23 protein-coding genes and 1 rRNA gene are annotated in these 23,059 nt (G+C 70.6%); 23 read left to right on the top strand and 1 reads right to left on the bottom strand.

Annotated features, from left to right (window positions below; all coding sequences use genetic code 11):
• The 23 genes from rrf to AB0K73_RS15190 all read left to right on the top strand — a co-directional run.
• A 5S ribosomal RNA gene (rrf, locus tag AB0K73_RS15300) occupies window positions 1-94 on the top strand; the annotation flags it as partial.
• Between the two features lie 115 nt (window positions 95-209).
• Window positions 210-1,655 (top strand): hypothetical protein, encoded by a 1,446-nt coding sequence (locus tag AB0K73_RS15295; protein ID WP_360514666.1) that lies wholly within the window; start codon window positions 210-212, stop codon window positions 1,653-1,655.
• The gene (locus AB0K73_RS15290) at window positions 1,630-2,664 is read left to right on the top strand and encodes an HAD-IIA family hydrolase (RefSeq protein ID WP_360514663.1); all 1,035 of its coding nucleotides are present in this window, start codon (window positions 1,630-1,632) and stop codon (window positions 2,662-2,664) included. Before AB0K73_RS15295 ends, AB0K73_RS15290 begins: the two co-directional genes overlap by 26 nt.
• Before the next feature lie 56 nt (window positions 2,665-2,720).
• The gene (locus tag AB0K73_RS15285) at window positions 2,721-2,948 is read left to right on the top strand and encodes a hypothetical protein (RefSeq protein ID WP_360514660.1); all 228 of its coding nucleotides are present in this window, start codon (window positions 2,721-2,723) and stop codon (window positions 2,946-2,948) included.
• Between the two features lie 2 nt (window positions 2,949-2,950).
• A complete protein-coding gene (locus AB0K73_RS15280; RefSeq protein ID WP_360514657.1) occupies window positions 2,951-3,760 on the top strand; it encodes a TlyA family RNA methyltransferase in 810 nt (269 codons plus the stop codon).
• Window positions 3,757-4,671, top strand: a complete 915-nt coding sequence (locus tag AB0K73_RS15275; RefSeq protein ID WP_360514654.1) for an NAD kinase — start codon at window positions 3,757-3,759, stop codon at window positions 4,669-4,671. Before AB0K73_RS15280 ends, AB0K73_RS15275 begins: the two co-directional genes overlap by 4 nt.
• 23 nt (window positions 4,672-4,694) lie before the next feature.
• Entirely contained in the window at window positions 4,695-6,395 is a 1,701-nt protein-coding gene (gene recN, locus AB0K73_RS15270) for a DNA repair protein RecN (RefSeq protein ID WP_360514651.1), read from the top strand.
• Between the two features lie 154 nt (window positions 6,396-6,549).
• The gene (locus AB0K73_RS15265) at window positions 6,550-8,235 is read left to right on the top strand and encodes a CTP synthase (RefSeq protein WP_360514714.1); all 1,686 of its coding nucleotides are present in this window, start codon (window positions 6,550-6,552) and stop codon (window positions 8,233-8,235) included.
• Window positions 8,228-8,893 carry an NUDIX hydrolase gene (locus AB0K73_RS15260; RefSeq protein ID WP_360514648.1) on the top strand — a complete coding sequence of 222 codons (666 nt, stop codon included), beginning with the start codon at window positions 8,228-8,230 and terminating at the stop codon, window positions 8,891-8,893. The genes AB0K73_RS15265 and AB0K73_RS15260 overlap by 8 nt, the downstream gene beginning before the upstream one ends.
• Complete coding sequence (xerD, locus tag AB0K73_RS15255) at window positions 8,890-9,798, top strand: site-specific tyrosine recombinase XerD (protein ID WP_360514645.1); 909 nt, start codon at window positions 8,890-8,892, stop codon at window positions 9,796-9,798. Before AB0K73_RS15260 ends, xerD begins: the two co-directional genes overlap by 4 nt.
• A gap of 58 nt (window positions 9,799-9,856) precedes the next feature.
• Window positions 9,857-10,744 carry a ParA family protein gene (locus AB0K73_RS15250; RefSeq protein ID WP_360514642.1) on the top strand — a complete coding sequence of 296 codons (888 nt, stop codon included), beginning with the start codon at window positions 9,857-9,859 and terminating at the stop codon, window positions 10,742-10,744.
• Between the two features lie 40 nt (window positions 10,745-10,784).
• Window positions 10,785-11,615: a ScpA family protein gene (locus AB0K73_RS15245; RefSeq protein ID WP_360514712.1), complete on the top strand. Its 831-nt coding sequence runs from the start codon at window positions 10,785-10,787 to the stop codon at window positions 11,613-11,615.
• Window positions 11,605-12,300 carry an SMC-Scp complex subunit ScpB gene (gene scpB / locus AB0K73_RS15240; protein WP_360514639.1) on the top strand — a complete coding sequence of 232 codons (696 nt, stop codon included), beginning with the start codon at window positions 11,605-11,607 and terminating at the stop codon, window positions 12,298-12,300. Before AB0K73_RS15245 ends, scpB begins: the two co-directional genes overlap by 11 nt.
• Window positions 12,293-13,102, top strand: a complete 810-nt coding sequence (locus tag AB0K73_RS15235; protein WP_360514636.1) for a pseudouridine synthase — start codon at window positions 12,293-12,295, stop codon at window positions 13,100-13,102. The genes scpB and AB0K73_RS15235 overlap by 8 nt, the downstream gene beginning before the upstream one ends.
• The gene (locus AB0K73_RS15230) at window positions 13,099-14,181 is read left to right on the top strand and encodes a prephenate dehydrogenase (RefSeq protein WP_360514633.1); all 1,083 of its coding nucleotides are present in this window, start codon (window positions 13,099-13,101) and stop codon (window positions 14,179-14,181) included. The genes AB0K73_RS15235 and AB0K73_RS15230 overlap by 4 nt, the downstream gene beginning before the upstream one ends.
• A gap of 4 nt (window positions 14,182-14,185) precedes the next feature.
• Window positions 14,186-14,887 carry a (d)CMP kinase gene (gene cmk / locus AB0K73_RS15225; RefSeq protein ID WP_360514630.1) on the top strand — a complete coding sequence of 234 codons (702 nt, stop codon included), beginning with the start codon at window positions 14,186-14,188 and terminating at the stop codon, window positions 14,885-14,887.
• Window positions 14,888-14,934: 47 nt separating this feature from the next.
• On the top strand, window positions 14,935-16,452 hold the full coding sequence (gene der / locus AB0K73_RS15220; protein ID WP_360514627.1) for a ribosome biogenesis GTPase Der: 1,518 nt from the start codon (window positions 14,935-14,937) through the stop codon (window positions 16,450-16,452).
• A 7-nt stretch (window positions 16,453-16,459) separates the two neighbouring features.
• Complete coding sequence (locus tag AB0K73_RS15215) at window positions 16,460-17,116, top strand: SRPBCC family protein (protein ID WP_360514624.1); 657 nt, start codon at window positions 16,460-16,462, stop codon at window positions 17,114-17,116.
• Window positions 17,113-17,814: a DUF4166 domain-containing protein gene (locus AB0K73_RS15210; RefSeq protein ID WP_360514621.1), complete on the top strand. Its 702-nt coding sequence runs from the start codon at window positions 17,113-17,115 to the stop codon at window positions 17,812-17,814. The genes AB0K73_RS15215 and AB0K73_RS15210 overlap by 4 nt, the downstream gene beginning before the upstream one ends.
• Window positions 17,815-17,822: 8 nt before the next feature.
• Window positions 17,823-18,062 carry a DUF167 domain-containing protein gene (locus tag AB0K73_RS15205; protein ID WP_360514618.1) on the top strand — a complete coding sequence of 80 codons (240 nt, stop codon included), beginning with the start codon at window positions 17,823-17,825 and terminating at the stop codon, window positions 18,060-18,062.
• Window positions 18,063-18,129: 67 nt separating this feature from the next.
• Entirely contained in the window at window positions 18,130-20,601 is a 2,472-nt protein-coding gene (locus AB0K73_RS15200) for a glycosyl hydrolase family 65 protein (protein WP_360514615.1), read from the top strand.
• Complete coding sequence (ligD, locus tag AB0K73_RS15195) at window positions 20,598-21,497, top strand: non-homologous end-joining DNA ligase (RefSeq protein ID WP_360514612.1); 900 nt, start codon at window positions 20,598-20,600, stop codon at window positions 21,495-21,497. Before AB0K73_RS15200 ends, ligD begins: the two co-directional genes overlap by 4 nt.
• Entirely contained in the window at window positions 21,490-22,416 is a 927-nt protein-coding gene (locus AB0K73_RS15190) for a CHAD domain-containing protein (RefSeq protein WP_360514609.1), read from the top strand. The genes ligD and AB0K73_RS15190 overlap by 8 nt, the downstream gene beginning before the upstream one ends.
• Before the next feature lie 29 nt (window positions 22,417-22,445).
• On the opposite strand, the gene AB0K73_RS15185 is transcribed toward AB0K73_RS15190, so the two are convergent.
• Complete coding sequence (locus AB0K73_RS15185) at window positions 22,446-23,045, bottom strand: TetR-like C-terminal domain-containing protein (protein WP_360514606.1); 600 nt, start codon at window positions 23,043-23,045, stop codon at window positions 22,446-22,448.
• Between the last annotated feature and the right edge of the window lie 14 nt (window positions 23,046-23,059).

The raw sequence follows: 23,059 nt of genomic DNA, 5'->3' as shown, positions 1-23,059 counted from the left end.
AACGCCCGGACACATTCCGAACCCGGAAGCTAAGACTCGCAGCGCCGATGGTACTGCAGGGGCGACCCTGTGGGAGAGTAGGACACCGCCGGACACACATTGAGGAGTGGCCACCCGAGGACGGGTGGCCATTTCTCGTTAACGGGCCAGGCTTCGCCGGCCGCAGTACGGTTGAGTCCGAAGATGACTCCACACCCGACAGGAAACTCGTGAGCGACTCCAAGGACGAATCCGACGGCAGGGAGCGACCGCGCCGCGGCGAACGGCCCGGTCAGCGCCCCCAGAGTGGCGGTCGTGGAGCCGCAGGAGGTCGCCCATCTGGAGACCGGCCCGCGAAGCGTCCGTACTCGGGTGGTGGCGAGAAGCGTCCCTACTCCGGCGATCGGGATGCGAAGCGTCCCTACTCCGGTGGTGGCGAGAAGCGTCCGCACTCCGGTGATCGGGATGCGAAGCGTCCGTACTCGGGTGGTGGCGAGAAGCGTCCCTACTCCGGTGATCGGGATGCGAAGCGTCCGTACTCGAGTGGTGGCGAGAAGCGTCCCTACTCCGGTGATCGGGATGCGAAGCGTCCGTATTCGGGTGGTGGCGAGAAGCGTCCGTATTCGGGTGGTGGCGAGAAGCGTCCCTACTCCGGCGCTGGCGAGAAGCGTCCCTACGCCGGCGCACGCAGCGATGACCGTCGCGGCGGGCGGCCCGATGCGCGCGATGGCCGGCGTGAGGCGCAGCCGCCCCGTGAGACCTTCGGAGCCCCCGACCTCGCGGTGCGCCCGCGCCACGACGATCCCGAGATCCCCGAGTCGATCGAGGCACGCGACCTCGAGAAGAGCGCCCGCGCCGAGCTGAAGACGCTGAGCAAGGAGAACGCGGACTGGGTGGCAAGGCACCTCGTTGCGGCATCCATGTACCTCGATGTCGACCCCGAGTTGGCGCACCTGCACGCGCAATCGGCCGGGCGTCGCGCCGGTCGGATCGCCGTAGTGCGCGAGACCCTTGCGATCACGGCCTACGCGGTCGGCGACTTCGTGCTTGCGCTGCGCGAGCTGCGTACGTATCGCCGCATCTCCGGCCGCAACGACCAGTTGCCGCTCATGGTCGACAGCGAGCGCGGTGTCGGTCGCCCCGATCGTGCGCTCGAGGTCGGCCGTTCCGTCGACCGCGCGACCCTCCCATCCGCCGTGCAGGTGGGGCTCGCCATCGCGATGTCGGGAGCGCGCCTCGACCTGGGCCAGCCCGAGCTGGCTCTCGCCGAGCTCGAGATCCCGCAGCTCGACCCCGACCGCGCCTTCTCGTACAGTCCCGCGCTCTTCTCCGCGTATGCGGAGGTGCTCGAGGAGATCGGGCGCACCGCAGAGGCCGGCGAGTGGCGAGTCCGCGCCGATCGCGCCGAGGAGGCACTGGGCGGTCCGGCCGAGTCGGAGCTCGTCGAGATCTTCGAGGTCGAGCTCGAGGAGGACGAGGAGGACCAGCCGGTCGTCGAGGATGAGGCGCCTGCAGCGGCATCCGTCGCCTCCACCTCGACCGACCCGATCGACGACCCCGGCGCCGTGCTCGAGGACGATGTGGCTGAAGTGCTCGCCGAAGGCGAGCGCCTTGACCGCGAGACCGACCGGAACGACGAGGACGCGCCCGATGGGCCTGTTCCGCACGCGGACTGAGGCGTCGACGCCGCTCGACGGGATCGACGCGGTGTTCGCCGACCTCGACGGCGTCGTCTACGCCGGCCACGGCGCCATTCCGCATGCCGTCGAGAGCCTCAACCGCACGAGGGCCACGCACGCGGTCGGATACATCACCAACAACGCCTCGCGAAGCGATGCATCCGTCGCCCGTCACCTCGCCGAGTTGGGGCTCGACGTCACCCCCGACGACGTGGTGACCTCGCCGCAGGCGGCCATGCGGCTGCTCGAAGGCCGCGTCGACCCGGGCGCGCTCGTCTTCGTCGTCGGCGGCGAGGGGATCGTCGCCGAGCTTGAGAAACGCGGCTACCGGGTCACGCGGTCGGCGGATGACTCGCCCGCCGCCGTCGTGCAGGGGTTCGCGCCCGAGGTGGGCTGGCGGGAGCTCGCCGAGGCGTCGTTCGCCCTGAACGCGCACGGCGGTCCGCATGCCGCGACCCCGGGCATCCCGTGGATCGCCACGAACATGGACTGGACGATCCCCGTCGCGCGGGGCATCGCGCCCGGCAACGGCACGCTCGTCTCCGCGGTGCACACCGCCGTCGGACGCCTGCCGGTCGTGGCGGGAAAGCCCGAGACGCCCATCTTCGAGGAGGCGAAACGACGGTTCGGCGCCGAACGCCCACTCGTCGTCGGCGACCGGCTCGACACCGACATCCTCGGCGCGAATCGCGCCGGCATGACGAGCGCCCTCGTCCTCACGGGCATCGACCACGCCAAGCAGGTGCTCGCCGCCGATGCCACCAGTCGCCCCGACTTCATCCTCGGCGACCTGCGGGAACTGCACGAGCCCTACCCGGGCGTCGAGACGGTGCGCGGCGGTGCCGTGCGAGTGGGTGCGGCGCGCGTCCGCATCGACGGCAACCGGGTGGTCGTCGTGGCCGACGGCGACGGCGGACTCGACCTGCTGCGCGCAGCCTGCGCCGCGATCTGGTCGTCGGGCACGCCGATCCACGCGCTCGAGGTGCCGCCCCGGCTGTACTCCTGAGCGCAATGCCGTCGGCGCGATGCCGCGCCGTCGGCTCGGCGGGGTAGCGTGGTCGGGTGAGCACTGACGACGAGCCCGGCACGGTCGATCCGACCGACGCGACGGATGCCGCGGGCACGCCGAGCTCCCGCGACTCGAGCGGCTCGGCACCCGACGATACGGTTGCCGAGCTTCGCGACATCGAGTCCAAGCCGCTTGCCGAGCGTGCCGACGCTTACCAACAGCTCGCCGACCGGCTGCGCACGGAACTCGAGCATTCCGACCCCTCGCGCGGTCAGCGTTGACGATGCCCGAGCAGCGGCTCGATGCCGCCCTCGCCGCACGTGGACTGGCGCGCTCGCGTACGCATGCGGCCATGCTCATCGCCAGTGGCGTGGTGATGGTCGACGGCCGGCCGGCGGTGAAGCCCGCGATGAAGGTCTCCGAGGGCGCTGAACTCGTGGTCGCGACATCCGGCCACTACGTGAGCCGAGCCGCCCACAAGCTCATCGCGGCGCTCGACGGGTTCGGCGTTGACCCCGCTGGTCGCGTCGTGCTCGACGCCGGCGCGTCGACCGGCGGGTTCACCCAGGTGCTCCTCGAACGCGGCGCCCGCGCCGTGCTCGCGGTCGACGTCGGTCACGGCCAGCTCGCGCCCGAACTGCAGGGCGCACCTGGTCTCGTGCTCGTCGAGGGCTGCAACGTGCGCGGCCTCGACCGGGTCCGTCTCGCCGAGCTGACTGGCGTGAGCGAGCCGCCGTCGCTCGTGACCGCCGACCTGTCGTTCATCTCGCTCACCACCGTGCTGCCTGCGCTGCGAGCCACTGCTGCCGACGATGCCGACTTCGTGCTGCTCGTGAAGCCGCAGTTCGAGGTCGGGCGCGGCGGGGTGCGCGAGGGGGTCGTTCGGGATGCCGCGCTTCGTTCCGAGGCGGTGTCGAACGTCTTGTGGGCGGCATTCGACCTCGGGCTGGGCACCGCCGGGGTCTTGTCCTCCCCAATCGTGGGCAGTCATGGCAATCGTGAATACCTCGTCGATCTCAGCGCGTCGAGAGGGGTGAATCCGACAGAATGGATGCGTCGGGTGGAGCAGCTGACTGGAGGCACGAACGCGTGAACGACGCACGGCACTTCCTCGTGGTCTCCCACACCGGCAGGCAGTCAGCCCTCGAGGCGACGGGCGAGGTGTGCTCGCAGCTCCTCGCTGAAGGCGCGGTGCCGGTCATCGCGGCCGAGCACTGGGACGAAGTGCACGCCTTCGTGCCCGAGCTCGACGGAGAGGTCAAGCGGTTCGAGGAGATCGACCCGAGTGTCATCGAACTCGTCATCGTCTTGGGCGGCGATGGCACGATCCTGCGGGCGGCCGAGCTCATGCGCGACCATTCCGTCGCGCTGCTCGGCGTGAACCTCGGTCACGTCGGCTTCCTGGCCGAGAGCGAACGCGATGACCTCGGCTACACCGTCGCACGTGCCCTGGCCCGCGACTACACGGTCGAGGAGCGCATGACGCTCGCGGTCCGTGCGAAGGTCGGCAACGAGGTCGTCTACGAGAGCTGGGCGCTCAACGAGGTGACCGTCGAGAAGGCCGAGCGCGAGCGCATGCTCGAGGTCGTGGTCGAGGTCGACCGCCGGCCGCTGTCGTCGTTCGGGTGCGACGGCATCGTCATGTCGACGCCCACGGGGTCGACGGCGTACTCGTTCTCGGCCGGCGGACCCATCGTGTGGCCGAGCCTCGAGGCCCTGCTGCTCGTGCCACTCAGCGCCCACGCGCTCTTCGCTCGCCCGCTCGTGGTGGGCCCCGAGTCCTCGCTCGCCGTCGAGATCCTGCAGCGCACCGAGGCCGCGGCAGTCATCTGGTGCGACGGTCGCCGCACATTCGACCTCCCGCCCGGCGCGCGCGTCATCGTGCGGCGGTCGCCCGTGCCCGTGCGCCTCGCGCGCCTGCATGAGGCGCCGTTCACCGACCGCCTCGTCAACAAGTTCCAGCTGCCCGTCACCGGCTGGCGAGGGCCGGGCCGTCGTGAGTGAGGGCCGCGTGAGTGAGGGCCGCCGTGATTGAGGAGCTCGGCATCCGCGACCTGGGCGTGATCGCCGAGGCGACACTTCCGCTCGGGGCGGGATTCACTGCTGTCACCGGCGAGACCGGCGCGGGAAAGACTATGGTCGTCACCGCCCTCGGTCTGCTGCTCGGCGCCCGCGCCGATGCTGGCGCGGTGCGCGCCGGAGCGAAGCAGGCGTGGGTCGAGGGGCGCTGGCTCGTGCCCGACGACGGTGCCATCGCCGAACGCGTCGCCGAGACCGGCGGCGAGCTCGACGACGGTGAGTTGCTGCTCGGCCGATCGGTTTCGTCCGAGGGCCGCAGCCGCGCGGTCGTGGGCGGCCGCAGCGCCCCCGTCGGCGTGCTCGGCGACCTCGGCGACGAGCTCGTGGTGGTGCACGGGCAGGCCGACCAGCAGCGGCTGCGATCGGCGGTGGCTCAGCGCGATGCGCTCGACCGGTTCGCCGGTGCGCCGCTCGCGGCCGCCCTCGCCGAGTATCGCGACGCGTTCACCGCCTGGCGTATCGATGCCGCCGAGCTCGAACGGCTCCGCGACGCGCACGACGCCCGGGCCCGCGAGGCCGAGGAACTCCGCGAAGCTCTCGACGAGGTCGAGGCGACCGACCCCCAGCCCGGCGAGGATGTCGAGCTCGCCGAGCGCGCCGACCGCCTCTCGAACCTCGAGGAGCTCCGCCTCGCCGCCGCGCAGGCGCGAGCCCTGATCTCGGCGGAAGACCTCACCGACGGCGCGCCCGACGCGATCGCCCTCGTCGACAGCGCGAAGCGCAACCTCGAGCACGTGGTCGAGCACGATGCGACCCTCGCGCCCATCGCCGAGGCGCTCGAGAGCGCCGGGTTCCTGCTCGCCGATGCCTCGACCGAGCTCGCGGGCTACCTCGCCGGCCTCGACGCCGACAGCGCGCGCGAGCTCGAGATCGTGCAGGAGCGGCGGGCGCTCATCACGGCGCTCATCCGTCGCCATGGCGGTTCGCTCGATGAGGTGCTCGAGTTCCGTCGCAACGGGGGGCTCCGCCTCGTCGAACTCGACGGCGACGACGACCGCATCTCGGTGCTCGAAGCCTCCGTCGCCCGACTGGGCGACGACGTCGCCCGACTGGCCGCCCGGCTCACCGAGCTGCGTGCCGATGCGGCCGAACGACTCGCCGCGGCCGTGACCGCCGAGCTCGGCGCGCTCGCGATGCCCGACGCGCGTCTGAGCGTCACGGTCGACGCCGACCACGAACCCGCGTCGCACGGCCGCGACCAGGTGGCCATCCTGCTGCAGCCGCACCCCGGAGCCGAGCCGCGGCCCGTGTCCCGTGGGGCATCGGGCGGCGAACTCTCGCGCGTCATGCTCGCGATCGAGGTGGTCATCGCCGGCACCGATCCCGTGCCGACGTTCGTGTTCGACGAGGTCGACGCGGGTGTCGGCGGTGCGGCGGCCATCGAGATCGGCCGGCGGCTCGCGCGGCTCGCCGAACGGTCGCAGGTGATCGTGGTCACCCACCTCGCCCAGGTCGCCGCATTCGCCACGAACCACTTGAGTGTCGTGAAGGGCACCGACGGGCAGGTGACGTCATCGAGCGTGCGGCAACTGACCGGCGCCGAGCGCGAAGCCGAGATGGCGCGGTTGCTGTCTGGGCTCGCCGATTCCGAGAGCGGCCTCGCGCATGCGCGGGAGCTGTTGGAGATCGCCTCGGATCGGGCGGCATGAGCACGGCGGCACCGCGCCGCGCGGATGCGGCGTCGACCTGACGCCATCGAAGAAGGGGGAGCGCGTGGGGCATGTCGGCCGGGCTGGCGAAGAACGTGGGTTAGACTATAAGCCCGTGGTGGATGAACGCGGCAGAGCTCTTTCGAGCACAGACATTTCCAACCCTGAGCCCATTAACGGCGTAACCAAGCACATCTTCGTGACCGGTGGTGTCGTTTCTTCGTTGGGCAAGGGTCTCACGGCGGCCAGTCTCGGCAATCTCCTGACAGCCAGGGGGCTTCGGGTCGTGATGCAGAAGCTCGATCCGTACCTCAACGTCGACCCGGGCACGATGAACCCGTTCCAGCACGGCGAGGTCTTCGTGACCGACGACGGCGCCGAGACCGACCTCGACATCGGCCACTACGAGCGGTTCCTCGACATCAACCTGTCGCAGGCCGCCAACGTGACGACCGGGCAGATCTACTCGACGGTGATCGCCAAGGAGCGACGCGGCGAGTACCTCGGCGACACGGTGCAGGTGATTCCGCACATCACCGACGAGATCAAGCGCCGGATGCGACTGCAGGCCACCGAGAGCCCGAAGCCCGACGTCATCATCACCGAGATCGGCGGCACCGTGGGCGACATCGAGTCGCAGCCATTCATCGAGTCGGCCCGCCAGGTGCGCCACGAGCTCGGCCGCAAGAACGTGTTCTTCGTGCACGTCTCGCTCGTGCCGTACATGGGCGCCTCGGGCGAGCAGAAGACGAAGCCCACCCAGCACTCCGTGGCGGCGCTTCGCTCCATCGGCATCCAGCCCGATGCGCTCGTGCTGCGCAGCGACCGCCCCGTCACCGAGGCGAACAAGCGCAAGATCGCGCTCATGTGCGACGTCGACGAGGCCGCCGTCGTGAACGCGGTCGACGTGCCGTCGATCTACGACATCCCCACGATGCTGCACGACCAGGGGCTGGACGCGTACATCATCGAAGCGCTCGGTCTCGACGGCAAGGCCGCCGACGTCGACTGGTCTGGCTGGAGCGAGCTCCTCGAGGTGGTGCACGAGCCGAAGCACGAGGTCACCATCGGCCTCGTCGGCAAGTACATCGACCTGCCCGACGCATACCTCTCGGTCACCGAGGCGCTGCGCGCCGGCGGGTTCGCGAACGACACCAAGGTCAGCATCGAGTGGATCCCCTCCGACGAGTGCCGAACGCCCGAGGGTGCGCAGAAGCACCTCGGGCATCTCGACGGCATCTGCGTGCCCGGCGGATTCGGCGTGCGCGGTATCGAGGGCAAGCTCGGCGCGCTGCGGTTCGCGCGCGAGAACGGGATCCCCGCGCTCGGGCTCTGCCTGGGCCTGCAGTGCATGGTCATCGAGTACTCGCGCAACGTCGTCGGCCTCCCGGGCGCCTCGTCGAGCGAGTTCGACCCCGACACCGAGTTCCCGGTCATCGCGACCATGGAGGAGCAGGTCGAGATCATCGCCGGCGGTGACCTCGGCGGCACGATGCGCCTCGGCCTCTACCCCGCGAAACTCGCCGACGGCTCGATCGCGGCGGAGCTCTACGGGTCGAACGAGGTCTCCGAGCGCCACCGCCACCGCTACGAGGTGAACAACGCCTACCGCGATCGCATCGCCCAGGCCGGCATGGTGTTCTCGGGCATGTCGCCCGATCGGCACCTCGTCGAGTTCGTGGAGCTGCCCCGCGAGGTGCACCCGTTCTACGTGGGGACGCAGGCTCACCCCGAACTCCGTAGCCGCCCGAACAACGCGCACCCGCTCTTCCGCGGGCTCGTGGGCGCGGCGCTCGAGCGACAGCAGGCCAGCCTGCTCTTCGACGTCGCCAATGGCTGAGCAGCCGGCGGGGTCACCGGCCGGTCTGCTCGCAGACGAGCGCGTCGACCTGCCGCTCATCGCGAGCGAGCGGGTGTTCGACGGTCGCATCTGGGACGTGCGTCGCGACACGTTCGAGTACGGCGGCGACCACCTCGTGCGCGAGTACGTCGATCATCCCGGCGCGGTCGCCGTGGTCGCGCTCGACGACCACGACCGGGTCTTCCTGATCCGCCAGTACCGGCATCCGGTGCGCACCCGCGAGTGGGAGATCCCGGCGGGACTCCTCGACGTGAACGGGGAGGATCCGCTCGCCACGGCCAAGCGCGAACTGGCCGAGGAGGGCGACCTCGTGGCATCCGAATGGGCCGTGCTCATCGATGTCTTCACGTCGCCGGGCGGCAGTGACGAGGCGATCCGCATCTATCTCGCACGTGGACTTCGGCCGGCCGACGAGATGTTCGAGCGCGAGGCCGAGGAGGCCGACATGGAGACGCGGTGGGCCGGCCTCGATGCGTGCGTCGACGCGGTGCTCGCGCGGCGCGTGCAGAACTCCTCCCTCGTCTACGGCACGCTCGCCGCGTTCGCGGCACGCGCACGGGGGTGGCAGGGACTCGGACCTGCGGATGCCCCGTGGCCCGGCCGTTCGACCCCGCGCGGGGAGCCGGCGCGGCCGTGACCGCCGCCACCGCATCCGTCGAGGGGTACCTGCGGCACCTCACCGTGGAACGCGGCCTCGCGCGCAACACCGTCACGTCGTATCGCCGGGACCTCGGGCTCTACGCCGACTGGCTCGCCGACCGCGGGTTCGACGGCCCCGGGGCGGTGGGGGAGCAGGACCTCGCCGACTTCGTGCGCTTCCTCGGCGCCGATCGCCGGCCGCCGCTCGCGACCTCCTCGATCGCACGCGTGCTCTCGGCGGTGCGGGGCCTGCACCGCTTCCTCGCCGAGGAGGGCGTCGTCGAGGGGGATGTCTCGCGCGAGCTGCGTCCGCCGAAACTGCCGATGCGGCTGCCGAAGGCGATTCCCGTCGAAGAGGTCGAGGCGCTCATCGCGGCGGTCGGCGGCGAGGAGTTGCACGAGCTTCGCGACACGGCGCTGCTCGAGCTCCTCTACGCCACCGGCGCGCGTGTCTCCGAGGCGGTGTCGCTGAACGTCGACGACCTCGTCGACGAAGAGGTCGTGCGCCTGTTCGGCAAGGGCGGCAAGCAGCGCATCGTGCCGCTCGGCTCGTACGCGCGACGCGCGATCGACGCGTACCTCGTGCGTGGGCGTCCGGCGCTGTCGGCGCGCGGCTCGGCCACACCGGCGCTCTTCCTCGGACTCCGCGGTCGGCGGATGTCGCGGCAGGCCGCGTGGGACGTGATCCACCGGGCAGCCGAACGGGCCGGGCTCGGGGCATCCGTCTCACCGCACACCCTGCGGCACTCGTTCGCGACGCACCTGCTCGAGGGCGGTGCCGACGTGCGGGTGGTGCAGGAACTGCTCGGCCATTCCTCGGTCGCGACCACCCAGATCTACACGCTGGTCACAGCCGATACACTCCGGGAGATGTACACGGCAGCCCACCCTCGTGCTCGCTAGAATCGACCAAGCACGCCACACGGATGCCGGCTCTGACGATGCAGGAGAGGGACCACACGTGACCCACCAGACACAGGACCCGGCAGACGGAATCGCGTCGCTGGAGCCGGAGGTCGGTCCGACCGGTCGCCCACTTCGCGATTTCCCCGACCCGAAGGCCCTGCGGTCGCACGGTCCTGCCCGCATCATCGCGCTCTGCAACCAGAAGGGCGGCGTCGGCAAGACGACGACGACCATCAACCTCGGCGCCACGCTCGCCGAGTACGGCAGGCGCGTGCTCGCCGTCGACTTCGACCCGCAGGGTGCGCTCTCGGCGGGTCTCGGCGTGCTCACGCACGACGCGCCCACGATCTACGACCTGCTGCTCTCGCGCACCCTCGAGCCCGCCGACGCGATCCAGCACACCATGATCGAGGGGCTCGACGTGATCCCCGCGAACATCGACCTGTCGGCCGCCGAGGTCCACCTCGTCACCGAGGTCGCGCGCGAGCAGATCCTCGCGGGGGTGCTGCGACGGGTCTCGGCTGACTACGACGTGATCCTCATCGACTGCCAGCCGTCGCTCGGCCTGCTTACGGTCAACGCGCTCACCGCCAGTCACGGCGTGGTCATCCCGCTCGAGTGCGAGTTCTTCGCGCTGCGCGGCGTCGCCCTGCTCATCGAGACGATCGACAAGGTGCGCGACCGCCTGAACCCGGCGATCGAGCTCGACGGCATCCTCGCGACCATGTACGACGCGCGCACGCTGCACTCGCGCGAGGTGCTCGAGCGGGTGGTCGACGCCTTCGGCGAGAAGGTGCTCGAGACCGTCATCACGCGCACGGTGAAGTTCCCCGATGCCACGGTCGCCGCGACCCCGATCACCGAGTTCGCGCCCGAGCACCAGGCGTCGAGGTCGTACCGCCAGCTCGCGAGGGAGCTGATCTTCCGTGGCGCGGTCGCCTGAGCGCCTTCCGGTTGCCGACGACGGCGTGCCCGTCGAGTCACTGACGGTCGGCGGCGTGCCCGCGGCCGGTGCGGCAGCCGATGAGACCTCCACGGGATTCCGCGTCGCCCTCTCGAACTTCGAGGGCCCATTCGACCTGCTGCTCTCGCTCATCGCCAAGCACGAGCTCGACATCACCGAGGTGTCGCTCTCGGCGGTGACCGACGAGTTCATCTCGTACCTGAAGGGACTCGACTCCGAGGAGGAGCTCGATCGCGCCTCGGAGTTCCTCGTCGTGGCCGCGACGTTGCTCGACCTCAAGGTCGCGGGGCTCCTGCCGCAGGGCGAGCTCGTCGACGCCGAGGACGTGGCGCTCCTCGAGGCGCGCGACCTGCTCTTCGCACGGCTGCTGCAGTACCGCGCGTTCAAGGAGGCGTCGCGCTGGTTCGGGTCGCACCTCGAAGCCGAGTCGCGGCGGCATCCGCGCAGCGTGCGCCTGGAAGACCAGTTCCGCCAGCGTGAGCCCGAGCTGCGGTGGACACTGAGCCTCGAGGACTTCGCCGCGCTCGCGACGCTCGCGCTCACGCCGCGCGAGATCCCCGTCGTCGGTCTCGACCACCTGCACGCGCCACTCGTGTCGATCCGCGAGCAGGCCGCCCACGTCGTGGCCGTGCTGCGCCGGGGCGATCCGGTGACGTTCCGCGAGCTCATCGCGGGCATCGCCCAGCCCGGTGTGGTCGTGGCCCGCTTCCTCGCGGTGCTCGAGTTGTACCGGCACGCGGCCATCGGCTTCGAACAACTCGAGCCGCTCGGCGAGCTCACGCTGCGCTGGGCCGCCGAGAGCTGGTCGGATGAGAACCTCGAGAGCCTGGGGGCTGACTATGACGAGTGAGACGGATGCCGCGGAGCTGACGGATGCCGCGGAGGAACGCGGGCCCGAGCTGTCGATCGTCACCCCGCTCGATGTGCCCGGACAGCCGCGGCTCGACCTCGACCGCGCGCTCGAGGCGATCCTGTTCATCGCCGACGAGCCGCAGGGCGTCGTGCAGCTCGCGGCCGCGGTCGCGCGCCCGGTCGCGGAGGTGCGCGCCGCCATCGCTCGCCTCGTGGCCGACTACGACGGCACGGGCACGTCGGGCGAGCCCCGCACCGACGTCGCCGAGGAGGCGGCGGCGGCTCGCGGCATCCGTCGCGGCTTCGAACTTCGGGAGGTCGGCGGTGGCTGGCGCTTCTACGTGCGCGCCGAGTACGACGCGCTCGTGGCCGACTTCGTGCTCACCCAGTCATCATCGAAGCTGTCGCAGGCGGCCCTCGAGACGCTCGCGGTGATCGCGTACAAGCAGCCGATCTCACGCTCGTCGATCGCCTCGATCCGCGCGGTCAACGTCGACTCCGTCGTGCGCACCCTGCTCGGTCGCGGCCTCATCACCGAGGCCGACACGGATGCCGAGACTGGCGCGATCCTCTACGGCACGACCGACATGCTGCTCACGAACCTCGGCATCAACTCGATCGACGAACTGCCGCACATCTCGCCGTTGCTCGACGACGGCCAGGGAGGATTCGATCTTGACTGACGAGCGCGACCGCAGCGGGGAACGGCTCCAGAAGGTGCTCGCGGCGGCGGGTGTAGCGAGCCGCCGGGTCTCGGAGCAGCTCATCGTCGAGGGCCGCGTCGAGGTCAACGGCCAGGTCGTCACCGAGCTCGGCAGCCGGGTCGACCCCACGACCGACCTGGTCGCCGTCGACGGCGTCGCGGTGCAGCTCGACCCCGCGAAGCGCTACTACATGCTGAACAAGCCGCGCGGCGTCGTGTCGTCGATGCGCGACGAGCAGGGTCGTCCCGACCTCAGGCGCTTCACCGATGGGCTCGAGGAGCGCGTCTTCAACGTCGGCCGGCTCGACGCGGAGACGAGCGGCCTGCTGCTCCTCACCAACGACGGCGAGCTCGCGCACGTGCTCGCGCACCCGTCGTTCGGCGTGGAGAAGACGTACATCGCGAAGGTGCGCGGCCGGATGACGCCGCAGACGATACAGCGACTGAAGCAGGGAATCGAGCTCGATGACGGTCTCATCGCGATCGACCGCGGACGCATCCTGCAGCAGCAGGGCGACGACCGCCACACCATGGTCGAGGTGACCCTGCACTCGGGGCGCAACCGGATCGTGCGACGGATGCTCGACGCGGTGGGGCATCCGGTCACCGACCTCGTTCGGCGCAGCTTCGGGCCCCTGCACCTCGGCACCCTCACGTCGGGCGCCATGCGCGAGTTGACTAAGGTGGAACTCGGCCAACTGCTCACGATCTCCCGCGCTGCGGACGCCGCGCGCGGCGCCGGGTCGAACGAACGCGCCGCATCGAACGAAGGGGACTCGTGACCGAATCACGCCTGATCGGACCGGTGCGTGTCGTCGGCGTCGGTCTGCTCGGTGCGAGCATCGGCCTCGGCCTCAAGGCGAAGGGCATCGACGTCATCCTCGCCGACGCGTCACCCACGCATCTCGCGATCGCCGTCGACTACGGTGCCGGCCGGCCCGCAGAACCCGGCGACCGGCCGCAGCTCATCGTCGTGTGCGTGCCGCCCGACGTCACGGCCGACGTCGTCGCCGCCGAGCTCGACGCCTATCCCGAGGCGCTGGTGACGGATGTCGCGAGCGTCAAGGTCGCCGTCTACGAGGACCTCAAGGCGCGTGGCGCCGACCTCGCGCGCTACATCGGCACCCATCCGATGGCGGGCCGTGAGCGCGGTGGACCCATGTCGGGTCGGGCCGACCTCTTCGTGGGACGCCCGTGGGTCGTCGTCGACCACGGGAACGTCTCGTACCAGAACGCCGCCGCCATCGACGACCTCATCCTCGATCTCGGCGCCACACTCGTCGAGCTCACACCCGAGCAGCACGACCAGGCGGTCGCCCTCGTCTCCCACGTTCCCCAGGTCGTGTCGAGCCTGCTCGCACGCCGGCTCATCGAGGCGCCGCACGCCTCCCTCAACCTCGCGGGGCAGGGGTTGCGCGACGTCACCCGCATCGCCTCGAGCGATCCCGAGCTGTGGGTGCAGATCCTCGGGCAGAACGCCCGGCCCGTGGCCGACATCCTTCGCGCCTACCGCGACGACCTCGATCGGTTCGTCACCGCCCTCGAGGACTTCGAGGCGCCCGGCGCCCGGCGCCGTATCGCGGAGGAGCTCTTCGGCGGCAACACCGGGGTCGAGCGCCTGCCGGGCAAGCACGGCGTCGACCGCCGGTACGCGAGCCTCATCGTCATGGTCGACGACCGCCCGGGCCAGCTCGCCCGCCTCTTCAACGACGTCGGCGACGCCGGCGTGAACCTCGAGGACTTCCGCCTCGAGCACTCCCCGGGCGCCCAGGTGGGTCTCGCCGAGGTCTTCGTGCTTCCCGAGGTGGTCGAGCGCCTCACCGACGAGCTTGCCGCACGCGGTTGGCGGATCGCAGGCTGAACAGGTGAACGTGAACGAACACACTCCCGTCTACCCCCTCGTCGTCGCCATCGACGGCCCTGCCGGCAGCGGCAAGTCGAGCGTGTCCAAGGAGGTCGCACGTCGCCTCGGCTACGGCTTCCTCGACACGGGCGCCGCGTACCGCGCGCTGGCGTGGCACGCAGAGGCCTGCGGGGTCGACATGGATGACGCGGCATCCGTCATCTCCTGCCTCTCGAGCTTCGAGGTCCGCATCGGCACCGATCCCGCCGGATACGCCGTGCACGTCGGCGATGTCGACGTGACCCTCGCGATCCGCGACCCCGACATCTCGGCGGTCGTGAGCCGCGTGGCGCGGATCCCCGAGGTGCGAACCCACCTCATCGAGCAGTTCCGCGGCATCATGGCCGACGAGCGCAGGCCGGGTGTCGTGGTCGAGGGTCGTGACATCACGACCGTCGTCGCGCCCGATGCGCCCGTGCGGATCCTGCTCACCGCAGCTGAGCAGACTAGAATAGCCAGGCGCTCCGCCGAGCTCGTCGACACCACACCAGAGCACACGGGGGAGCAGTTGCGCCGGCGCGACGAAGCCGACGCGAAGGTCGTCGACTTCATGACCGCCGCCGAGGGCGTGACGACCGTCGATTCGACGGAGCTCGACTTCGAGCAGACCGTCGAGGCGGTCATCGGCGTGATCCGGGCCGCGCAGCCCGAGGCGGTGCGGTAGCCGCAACGGGCAGGCGCCCGGACGCGCACAGACTTAGAGGAGACACCATGACCGACCAGCAGCGCGACTACGACGACGAGGCCGTCGTCGACGACGACCTGGCCGAGCGCCTCGCCGACGTCGACGAGGATCTCGCCGAACAGCGGGCCGCCACCCTGCGGTCAGGGCTCGCCGACTACGAGCTCGACGAGGACGACCTCGGCGTGCTCGAGATCTCCGAAGAGGGCGAGGAGGCCATCCGCTACCTCCCGGCCCTGCCGGTCATCGCGATCGTCGGGCGCCCGAACGTCGGCAAGTCGGCGCTCGTCAACCGCATCCTCGGCCGCCGTGAGGCCGTCGTCGAAGACACTCCGGGCGTCACGCGTGACCGCGTCTCGTACAAGGGCGAGTACCTCGATCGCCGCTTCAGTCTCGTCGACACCGGTGGCTGGGAGCCCGACGCGAGGGGCATCGACGCATCCGTCGCCGCCCAGGCCGAGGTCGCGATCGACCTGTCCGACGTGGTGCTCTTCGTCGTCGATTCCAGAGTCGGCGCCACCTCCACCGACGAGCACGTCGTGCGCCTGCTCCGCAAGGCGAAGAAGCCGGTATTCCTCGTGGCCAACAAGGTCGACGACGCACGCCAGGAGCCCGAGGCGGCCGCACTGTGGAACCTCGGCCTCGGCGAGCCGTATCCGGTCTCGGCGCTGCACGGGCGTGGTGTGGCCGACCTCCTCGAGGCGGTCTTCAAGGTGCTGCCGCAGGTGTCGGCTGTCGCGAAGGACGAGTTCGGCGGTCCGCGCCGGGTGGCGATCCTCGGCCGGCCGAACGTCGGCAAGTCGAGCCTGCTGAACAAGGCCGCCCGCGAAGAGCGCGTGGTCGTCAACGAGCTGGCGGGCACCACCCGCGATCCCGTCGACGAGCAGATCGAGCTGGGCGGCAAGGTGTGGCGCTTCGTCGACACCGCCGGCATCCGCCGTCGTGTGCACCTGCAGCAGGGTGCCGACTTCTACGCGTCGCTGCGCACCCAGGCAGCCCTCGAGAAGGCCGAGGTCGCAGTCGTGATGTTGGATGTCTCGGAGCCGATCTCCGAGCAGGACGTGCGCATCATCGACCTCGTGCTCGAGTCGGGCCGAGCGCTCGTGCTCGCGTACAACAAGTGGGACCTCCTCGACGACGACCGCCGACGCTACCTCGAGCGCGAGATCGAGCAGGACCTGCACCACGTCGCCTGGGCGCCGCGGGTGAACATCTCCGCGAAGACCGGCCGGCACCTCGAGAAGCTCGTGCCCGCCCTCGAGACGGCGCTCGAGTCGTGGGACACCCGCATTCCCACGGGCAAGTTCAACGCCTTCCTCACCGAGCTCACGCAGGAGCATCCGCACCCGGTGCGCGGCGGCAAGCAGCCCCGCATCCTGTTCGGCACGCAGGCCGCGAGCCGCCCGCCGACCTTCGTGCTGTTCACGACCGGGTTCCTCGACCCGGGCTACCGCCGATTCATCCAGCGTCGGCTGCGCGAGATCTACGGCTTCGAGGGCTCGCCGATCGTGATAAACATGCGCGTCCGCGAGCGTCGCCAGCGGTAGGCGCCCGATGGCGCGAGCGTCGTCCCCGCATCGCCCGCAGGTGGGCGATGGGCGGTCGCGTGCCCTGTACGTCGAGACGCTCATCCGCGCCGACCTCGAGACGGTCTGGCGGCTGACCCAGGATCCGGCGGAACATGCGCGGTGGGACCTGCGTTTCTCAGCGATCGCGCCGATCGGGCAGCTCGACGACGGTGCTGTGCGGTTCGTTTACGAGCGACGGCTCGGTCGCCTGCACACGATCCGCGGGACGGGGATCTCGATCGGGCAGCGCACGGGCGCCGACGGCTCGAGCACGTCCGCGCTGCGGTTCACCACGGACGACCCGTGGTCGCCGCTCCGCTCCGGCCGCGGGTACTGGCGGTACGTGCCGACCGCAGCGGGCGTGCGGTTCATCACTGGGTACGACTACGAGCCGGGCTTCGGGCGCATCGGATATGTCGTCGACCGTCTCATCCGTCCGCTCGTGCGATGGATGACGGCGTGGAGCTTCGACCGGCTGCGCATCTGGGCGGAGACCGGCGTGCCGCCCGAGCGTTGGCCCGTCGCATCCGCGTTCGCATGCTGGAGGGCGGAGCGACCGAAAGCGCGCCGCTGCCGCACGGTGTCGCCCCGCGGCGTCTTCGCCGACGCACCGCCGACCCTCGCGGGGTTGACGGCGCCGTGAGCGGACGCTCGACCGCGACCGTCGGCCCGGTGTTCCCGCGAGCACTCGGCGACGACTTCGGGCGGCTCCACCCGATGCTGCAACGGCGGTTCGGGGTCTCGCTCGACGGCGGGTACGCCTGCCTCGGCCGAGGCGTGATGACGCGCATCCGCCGCGGGCCGTGGTGGACGGTGCCGTTCCTGCAGGTCGGACGGCTTCGGAACATCCTCATTCCGGATGTCGGTGACGACGTGCCGTTCACGATCGAGAACGAGCCCTACCTCGACCCGTTCGGACGCGAGACCGTGACGTTCGTTCGCGAGTACCGTCTGCCCGGCCGACGGCCGAGTCGCTTCGATGCGACGATGGTCGTGGATCCCGCCCGGGGCATCGTCGTCGACTACCTCGGCACGCACCAGCATCTCGCCGTCGACCTCGACCTCACGGTGGAGCAGGACGGCTCGCTGCTCCTGCGCTCGGGGGAGCAGCGATTCCGCGAGGGGCCGGTCGACTTCCGATTCCCGATGCTGTTCTCGGGGTACGCCGAGCTTCGGGAGCGGTTCGACGAGGAGGCCGGCGTGTTCCGCGTGCACCTGGAGGTGCGCAACCGTGCCTTCGGGTTCCTCTTCGGCTACGAGGGCTGGTTCGAGTGCGAGTTCCACGAGGCCGGAACGCCACCCGCTGGTCTGCTGCCGAAACGGCACGAACCGAGGTACTGAGGAGCGCGATGGACCTGACCGTGCGGGTGAAGCCCGGCAGCCGCAAGGGGCCGCTCGTCGAGGAGACCGAGGGCGACCCAGCGGCATCCGTCACCGTGTACGTGCGCGAGCGCGCCGTCGACGGTGCCGCGAACGCGGGCGTCGTGGCCGCGCTCGCCGCGCACTTCGGGGTGGCGCGCTCGAAGGTGACGATCCTGCGCGGCGAGTCGTCGCGCATCAAGCGCGTTCGCATCGACGACGCCGGGTAGGCGCGGGTTCCCACCCGGCCCCGTGGGGTTGCGGCGCTGAGCGGATGCCCCGGCGTAGCGTTGGCTCATGGCAGCGCTTCGCCCACTCGACGAGCGCCTCTGCGGCGTCGCCCATCCCGACGGGGAGCCCGGCGACGCCGAGACGTGGGTGGTCGCGTTCGACGACTACCTGCCCACCCACGAGGGCACACGCGAGGCGCTGTGCACCCTCGCGAACGGGTACTGGGGCACGCGCGGCGCGGGTGAGGAGTCGTCGGCCGACGACGTGCACTACCCGGGCACGTACTTCGCGGGCGTCTACGACGTCGTCGACTGGCAGGTGGAGGGCGTGATGATGCCCGACGAGGAGATGGTCAACGCCCCGAACTGGTTGCCGCTGCGGTTCCGGCTCGAGGGCGGCGACTGGTTCGGGCTCGACGCGCTCGCCGACGCCGACCTCGGCGAGTTCCACCAGGAGCTCGACGTGCGGCACGGCATCCTCACGAGACGGGTGACGTTCCGCGACGACCACGGCCGGGTGACCACCGTGCGCAGCGACCGGTTCGTCTCCCAGGACACGCCACGGGTCGCGGCCATGCGCGTGTCGATCCTGCCGGTCAACTGGTCGGGTCCCGTCACCGTGCGCTCGGGGATCGACGGCAACGTGGCGAACACGAACGTGCCCAGCCATTCGCCGCGCACGCATCGGCATCTGCGCCCGATCTCGCAGCGTCAATGCGCTCGTGACACGGTGCTCCTCGAGGTCGAGACCGATCGATCGAAGATCCGCATCGCGACGGCGGCACGAACGACGGTGCGGGCGGGGGAGCGGGCGATCTCGCCCGAATGCTCGTTCGATTCGGACGAGTGGGGTGTGGTCGCCCAGGAGTTCACGACGGATGCCGCAGCCGGCACGCCGCTCGTGATCGAGAAGGTCGTGTACGTCTCGACGTCGCGTGACCGGGCGGTGCTGTCGCCCGACGAGACGGCCGCCGACGGCGTGGCGAGGGTCGCCCCGTTCGATGAACTCCTCGTCGCGCACGTACGGGCATGGGAACGGCTGTGGCTCGAGTTCGCCGTGGAGCTGCGGCCCGCCGGCGAGGAGGCGCTCGCGCTGCACTTCAACGCCTTCCACGTGCTGCAGACGCTCAACGCCGTGAACGCCGACCTCGATGCCGGCATCCCCGCTCGCGGCCTCCACGGCGAGGCGTACGACGGCCACGTGTTCTGGGACGAGCTGTTCGTCTATCCCTTCATCACCCTGCGTCGTCCGCCGTTGACGCCGGCCCTGCTCGCCTATCGGCACCGCCGTCTCGGGGCGGCCAAGGCGGCGGCACGACGCGCGGGGCACGCCGGGGCCATGTTCCCCTGGCAGAGCGGCATCGCGGGCGACGACGTCACGCCGAGAGCGTTGTTCAATCCGCTCAGCGGCGCATGGATCCCCGACAACTCGCGCCTGCAGCGCCACGTCGGTCTCGCGGTCGCGTACAGCGCCTGGCAGTACTACGAGTCGACGGGCGACACGCAGTTCCTCCTGCACGAGGGCGCCGACCTCATCGTGGGGGTCGCACGATTCTTCGCCTCGCTCGCGGTCTACGACCCGGCGCGCGACCGGTATTCGATCGACAACGTCATGGGTCCCGACGAGTTCCACGACGGCTACCTCGACCGCCCCGGCCAGGGTCTGCGCGACAACACCTACACGAACGTGATGACGTCGTGGGTGCTGCGGCGGGCGATGACGACCCTCGACGTGCTGGAGGGGCATCCGGGCCGCCTGCACTGGCAACGTCTCGGTATCGAGCCGGGGGAGCGCGAGGCGTGGGCGCAGATCGCCGCCCGGCTCACCGTGGTGTTCAACCGCGACGGCACGCTCTCGCAGTTCGACGGCTACGACGACCTCGAGCCCATCGACCTCGACCGGTACCGCCACCGGCACGGCTGGATCGGCCGGCTCGACCTCATCCTCAACGCCGAGGGCGACACCACCAACCGCTACCAGGTGTCGAAGCAACCCGACGCGCTCATGCTCCTGTACCTGCTCTCGGCCGAGGAGCTCCGGGAGCTGTTCGAGGACATGGGCTACGAGCTGCCGCCCGAGGCGATCCTGCGCACGGTCGAGCGCTACTCGGCGACGAGCACGTACGGGTCGACGCTCTCGAACGTGGTGCACTCGTGGCTCGAGGCCCGTCGCGACCGCGCACGTTCATGGCGGTTCCTGCAGGAGGCGCTGCGCTCCGACCTCGCCGACATCCAGGGCGGCACCACGCGAGAGGGCGTGCACATCGCCGCCATGGCCGGGTCGGTCGACCTCGTGACGCGGTGCTACGCCGGCATCGAGATGCGCGCGGATCGGCTCTGGTTCCACCCCCTGCTTCCCGTCGAGATCGGCTCCGTCAAGTTCCACCTCACCTATCGCGACCAGGCCCTCAGCGTGACCCTCTCGCAGGCGGAGTTGCATATCACCTCGGCGGAGGGGCGCGCCGCGCCGATCCGCATCGTCGTCGATGGGGTCGAGTCCGAGCTCGCCACCGGCCAAGAACGGAGGTTCACGCTGTGACCCGTCCAACCACCCGTCGATCCGCCGACGGGCCCGCCCAAGGGGCGCGGATCACGCACCCCGAGCGGCAGCTCTTCGAGACCGGCTTCACGAAGGGAGACCTCGTCGCGTACTACCGCGCGGTCGCCGACGTGATCCTGCCCCAGCTCGCCGACCGGCCGGTCACTCGCATCCGCTTTCCCGAAGGAGTGGGCGGCGTGCGCTTCTTCGAGAAGCACGCGCCGAAGTACACCCCTGACTGGCTGCGACGGATGCCGCTCTCGTCCGATCCCGGGTCGTCGAAGCCCGCCAAGCTCGTGACCTACCCGTTCATCGACGACGTGCGCGGGCTCGAATGGATGTCGAATCAATCGGCCATCGAGCTGCACACGCCGCAGTGGCGGGCAGGGCCGCGTGGCGGCATCCGGAATCCCGACCGGCTCGTCATCGACCTCGACCCGGGCGACGGCGCCGGACTCGACGAGTGCGTCGGTGCGGCGCGACTCATCCGCGCGCGGCTCGCCGAGGACGACCTCGAGGCCTGGCCGGTGACGAGCGGAAGCAAGGGCCTGCACGTCTACGCGGCGCTCACCGGCCGGCGCTCGTCGCAGGCCGTGCACGCCTACGTCGGTCGGGTGGCGAAGGAGCTCGCCGCAGCGCATCCCGATACCCTCGTCGCCGAGGTGGGCAAGGAGAAGCGCGTGGGTCGCGTGTTCATCGACTGGAGCCAGAACAGCGCCGCCCGCTCGACCGCCACCCCGTACACGATGCGCGGACGCGAACGACCGCAGGTCGCGGCGCCGCGCGAGTGGGACGAGCTGGAACCGGGCGTCACGCAGCTCGGACCCGACGAGGTGCTGCGCCGTCTCGAGCGCGACGGCGATCTCATGGCGCGACACGGACTGAGCCGTGGCTGACGAGAAGGCGGCACCGGATGTCGCCGACTCCGACGCGGGCACGGCGGCGGTCCTCGCGCTGCGCGCCCTCGCCGAGCGCCTCGACGCCCTCGAACCCGCCGCGCTCGCCGACGAGCCCGACGGGGTGCACCAGCTTCGGACGCACGTGCGGCGCCTGCGGAGCTTGCTCGCGGCGTTCGGGCCCCTGTTCGACGCATCCATCGCCGAGCGGATCCGCCGCCGGTACCGCGAGTTCGGCCGTGAACTCGGCACGGTGCGGGACATCGAGGTGCGGGTGCAGGTGGCCGAAGCCGCGCTCGAGGATCCGCCGGAAGGGTCGACTCCGGGCGGGCTCGCCGCGGTGCGTGGGCACCTGGTCGACGCCGAGCTCGAGGCCCACCGGCTGGCGCACGCCCGCTTCGTGGAACGGCAGCGGATGCCGCGTGCGTCGGCCCGGCGCCTGATGCTCGCCGACTTCCTCGACGCCCCGCCCCTGACGCCGCTCGCTGCAGGCCCGGTCGACGAGGTGCTCGGCGACCTCATCGAGCGCGAGGCGAAGCGTGCGGTGCGCCGCGCCGATCGCCTGACGTCGTCGCCCACGCCCGAGCAGCTGCACGCCGTGCGCAAGGCGGGCCGGCGGCTGCGGTACGCCGCCGAAGCCCTCACCATGGAACCCGTCGAGCTGTTCGGCTCCCGGGCCGAAGCGCTCGCCGAGGCCGGGGAGGACCTGCACGACGTGCTGGGCGACCACCGCGACGAGGTGCTGTTCGCCGAGCATGTGCGGCGTGCGGCAGCACACGCCGCACACCGGGGTGAACCGGTGGAGGTGCTCGCGCAGCTGGCCGAGGCGGCCGATCGACGCGCGGCAGCGCACCTCGACAAGCTCGCGAAGGCGCGGGGGGAGTTGCGGCACGCGGCTGACCGATGGGCCGCGCGCTGAGGCGCCGGTGACGTGTCCCTGGACGGACGTCAGCCGAGCGGCCACCACGACGGCAGCAGCAGGCGGATGTCGCTGAGCAGCTCGTCGAGCGGTCGCGGCGGCTCCTCCTCCATCCACGCCTCGATCGCGCCCACAATGCCGTATGCGATGTATCGCGCGGCGGTGGCGAGCGGCACCGCGCGTCCACTGTCGGTGGGAAGTTCGATGCGGTGCTCCTCGAGCAGCATCCTCGCCGAGATTTCGAAGTGCGAGCCGAGCATCGCATGCAGGCCGGCACCGTCGTCGGCCGCAGTCAGGCCGCGGTGGTAGATGGTGCGGTGCGCCTGCACGTGCTCGAGCACCGCGCCGGTCACGGCGCCGACCGCGGTTCGGATGTCGGGTTCGGTCGACGCCATGAGATATCGGTCGCGGATCGTGTCGAGTTCGTCGGTCAGCACTGAGCGAAGCAGCGCGGGGGGAGACGACGCGTGCTGGTAGAAGGTCGAACGGTTGACGTCGGCGATGGCGGCGAGTTCTGCGACGGTCACGTCACCGATGGGCCGGGAACTCGCCAGGTCGAGCACCGCCGCGGCCAACCGTGCCCTGCTGCGCGCGGCGCGCGGATCGACTCGAGCCTCGTGTTCAGGCATCCGATGAAATACCT

The sequence above is a fragment of the Agromyces sp. NPDC052230 genome, assembly GCF_040679595.1.
Classification (GTDB): Bacteria; Actinomycetota; Actinomycetes; order Actinomycetales; family Microbacteriaceae; genus Agromyces.
Note: the sequence above shows the minus strand (reverse complement) of the source record. Positions and strands in the feature narration are given on the sequence as shown.

Coding starts and splice junctions, on each gene's coding strand:
- AB0K73_RS15290 (WP_360514663.1), top strand. CDS start 1,630: ATGGGCCTGTTCCGCACGCGGACTGAGGCGTCGACGCCGCTCGACGGG.
- AB0K73_RS15280 (WP_360514657.1), top strand. CDS start 2,951: ATGCCCGAGCAGCGGCTCGATGCCGCCCTCGCCGCACGTGGACTGGCG.
- AB0K73_RS15260 (WP_360514648.1), top strand. CDS start 8,228: ATGGCTGAGCAGCCGGCGGGGTCACCGGCCGGTCTGCTCGCAGACGAG.
- scpB (WP_360514639.1), top strand. CDS start 11,605: ATGACGAGTGAGACGGATGCCGCGGAGCTGACGGATGCCGCGGAGGAA.
- der (WP_360514627.1), top strand. CDS start 14,935: ATGACCGACCAGCAGCGCGACTACGACGACGAGGCCGTCGTCGACGAC.
- AB0K73_RS15215 (WP_360514624.1), top strand. CDS start 16,460: ATGGCGCGAGCGTCGTCCCCGCATCGCCCGCAGGTGGGCGATGGGCGG.
- AB0K73_RS15205 (WP_360514618.1), top strand. CDS start 17,823: ATGGACCTGACCGTGCGGGTGAAGCCCGGCAGCCGCAAGGGGCCGCTC.
- AB0K73_RS15200 (WP_360514615.1), top strand. CDS start 18,130: ATGGCAGCGCTTCGCCCACTCGACGAGCGCCTCTGCGGCGTCGCCCAT.
- AB0K73_RS15185 (WP_360514606.1), bottom strand. CDS start 23,045: ATGCCTGAACACGAGGCTCGAGTCGATCCGCGCGCCGCGCGCAGCAGG.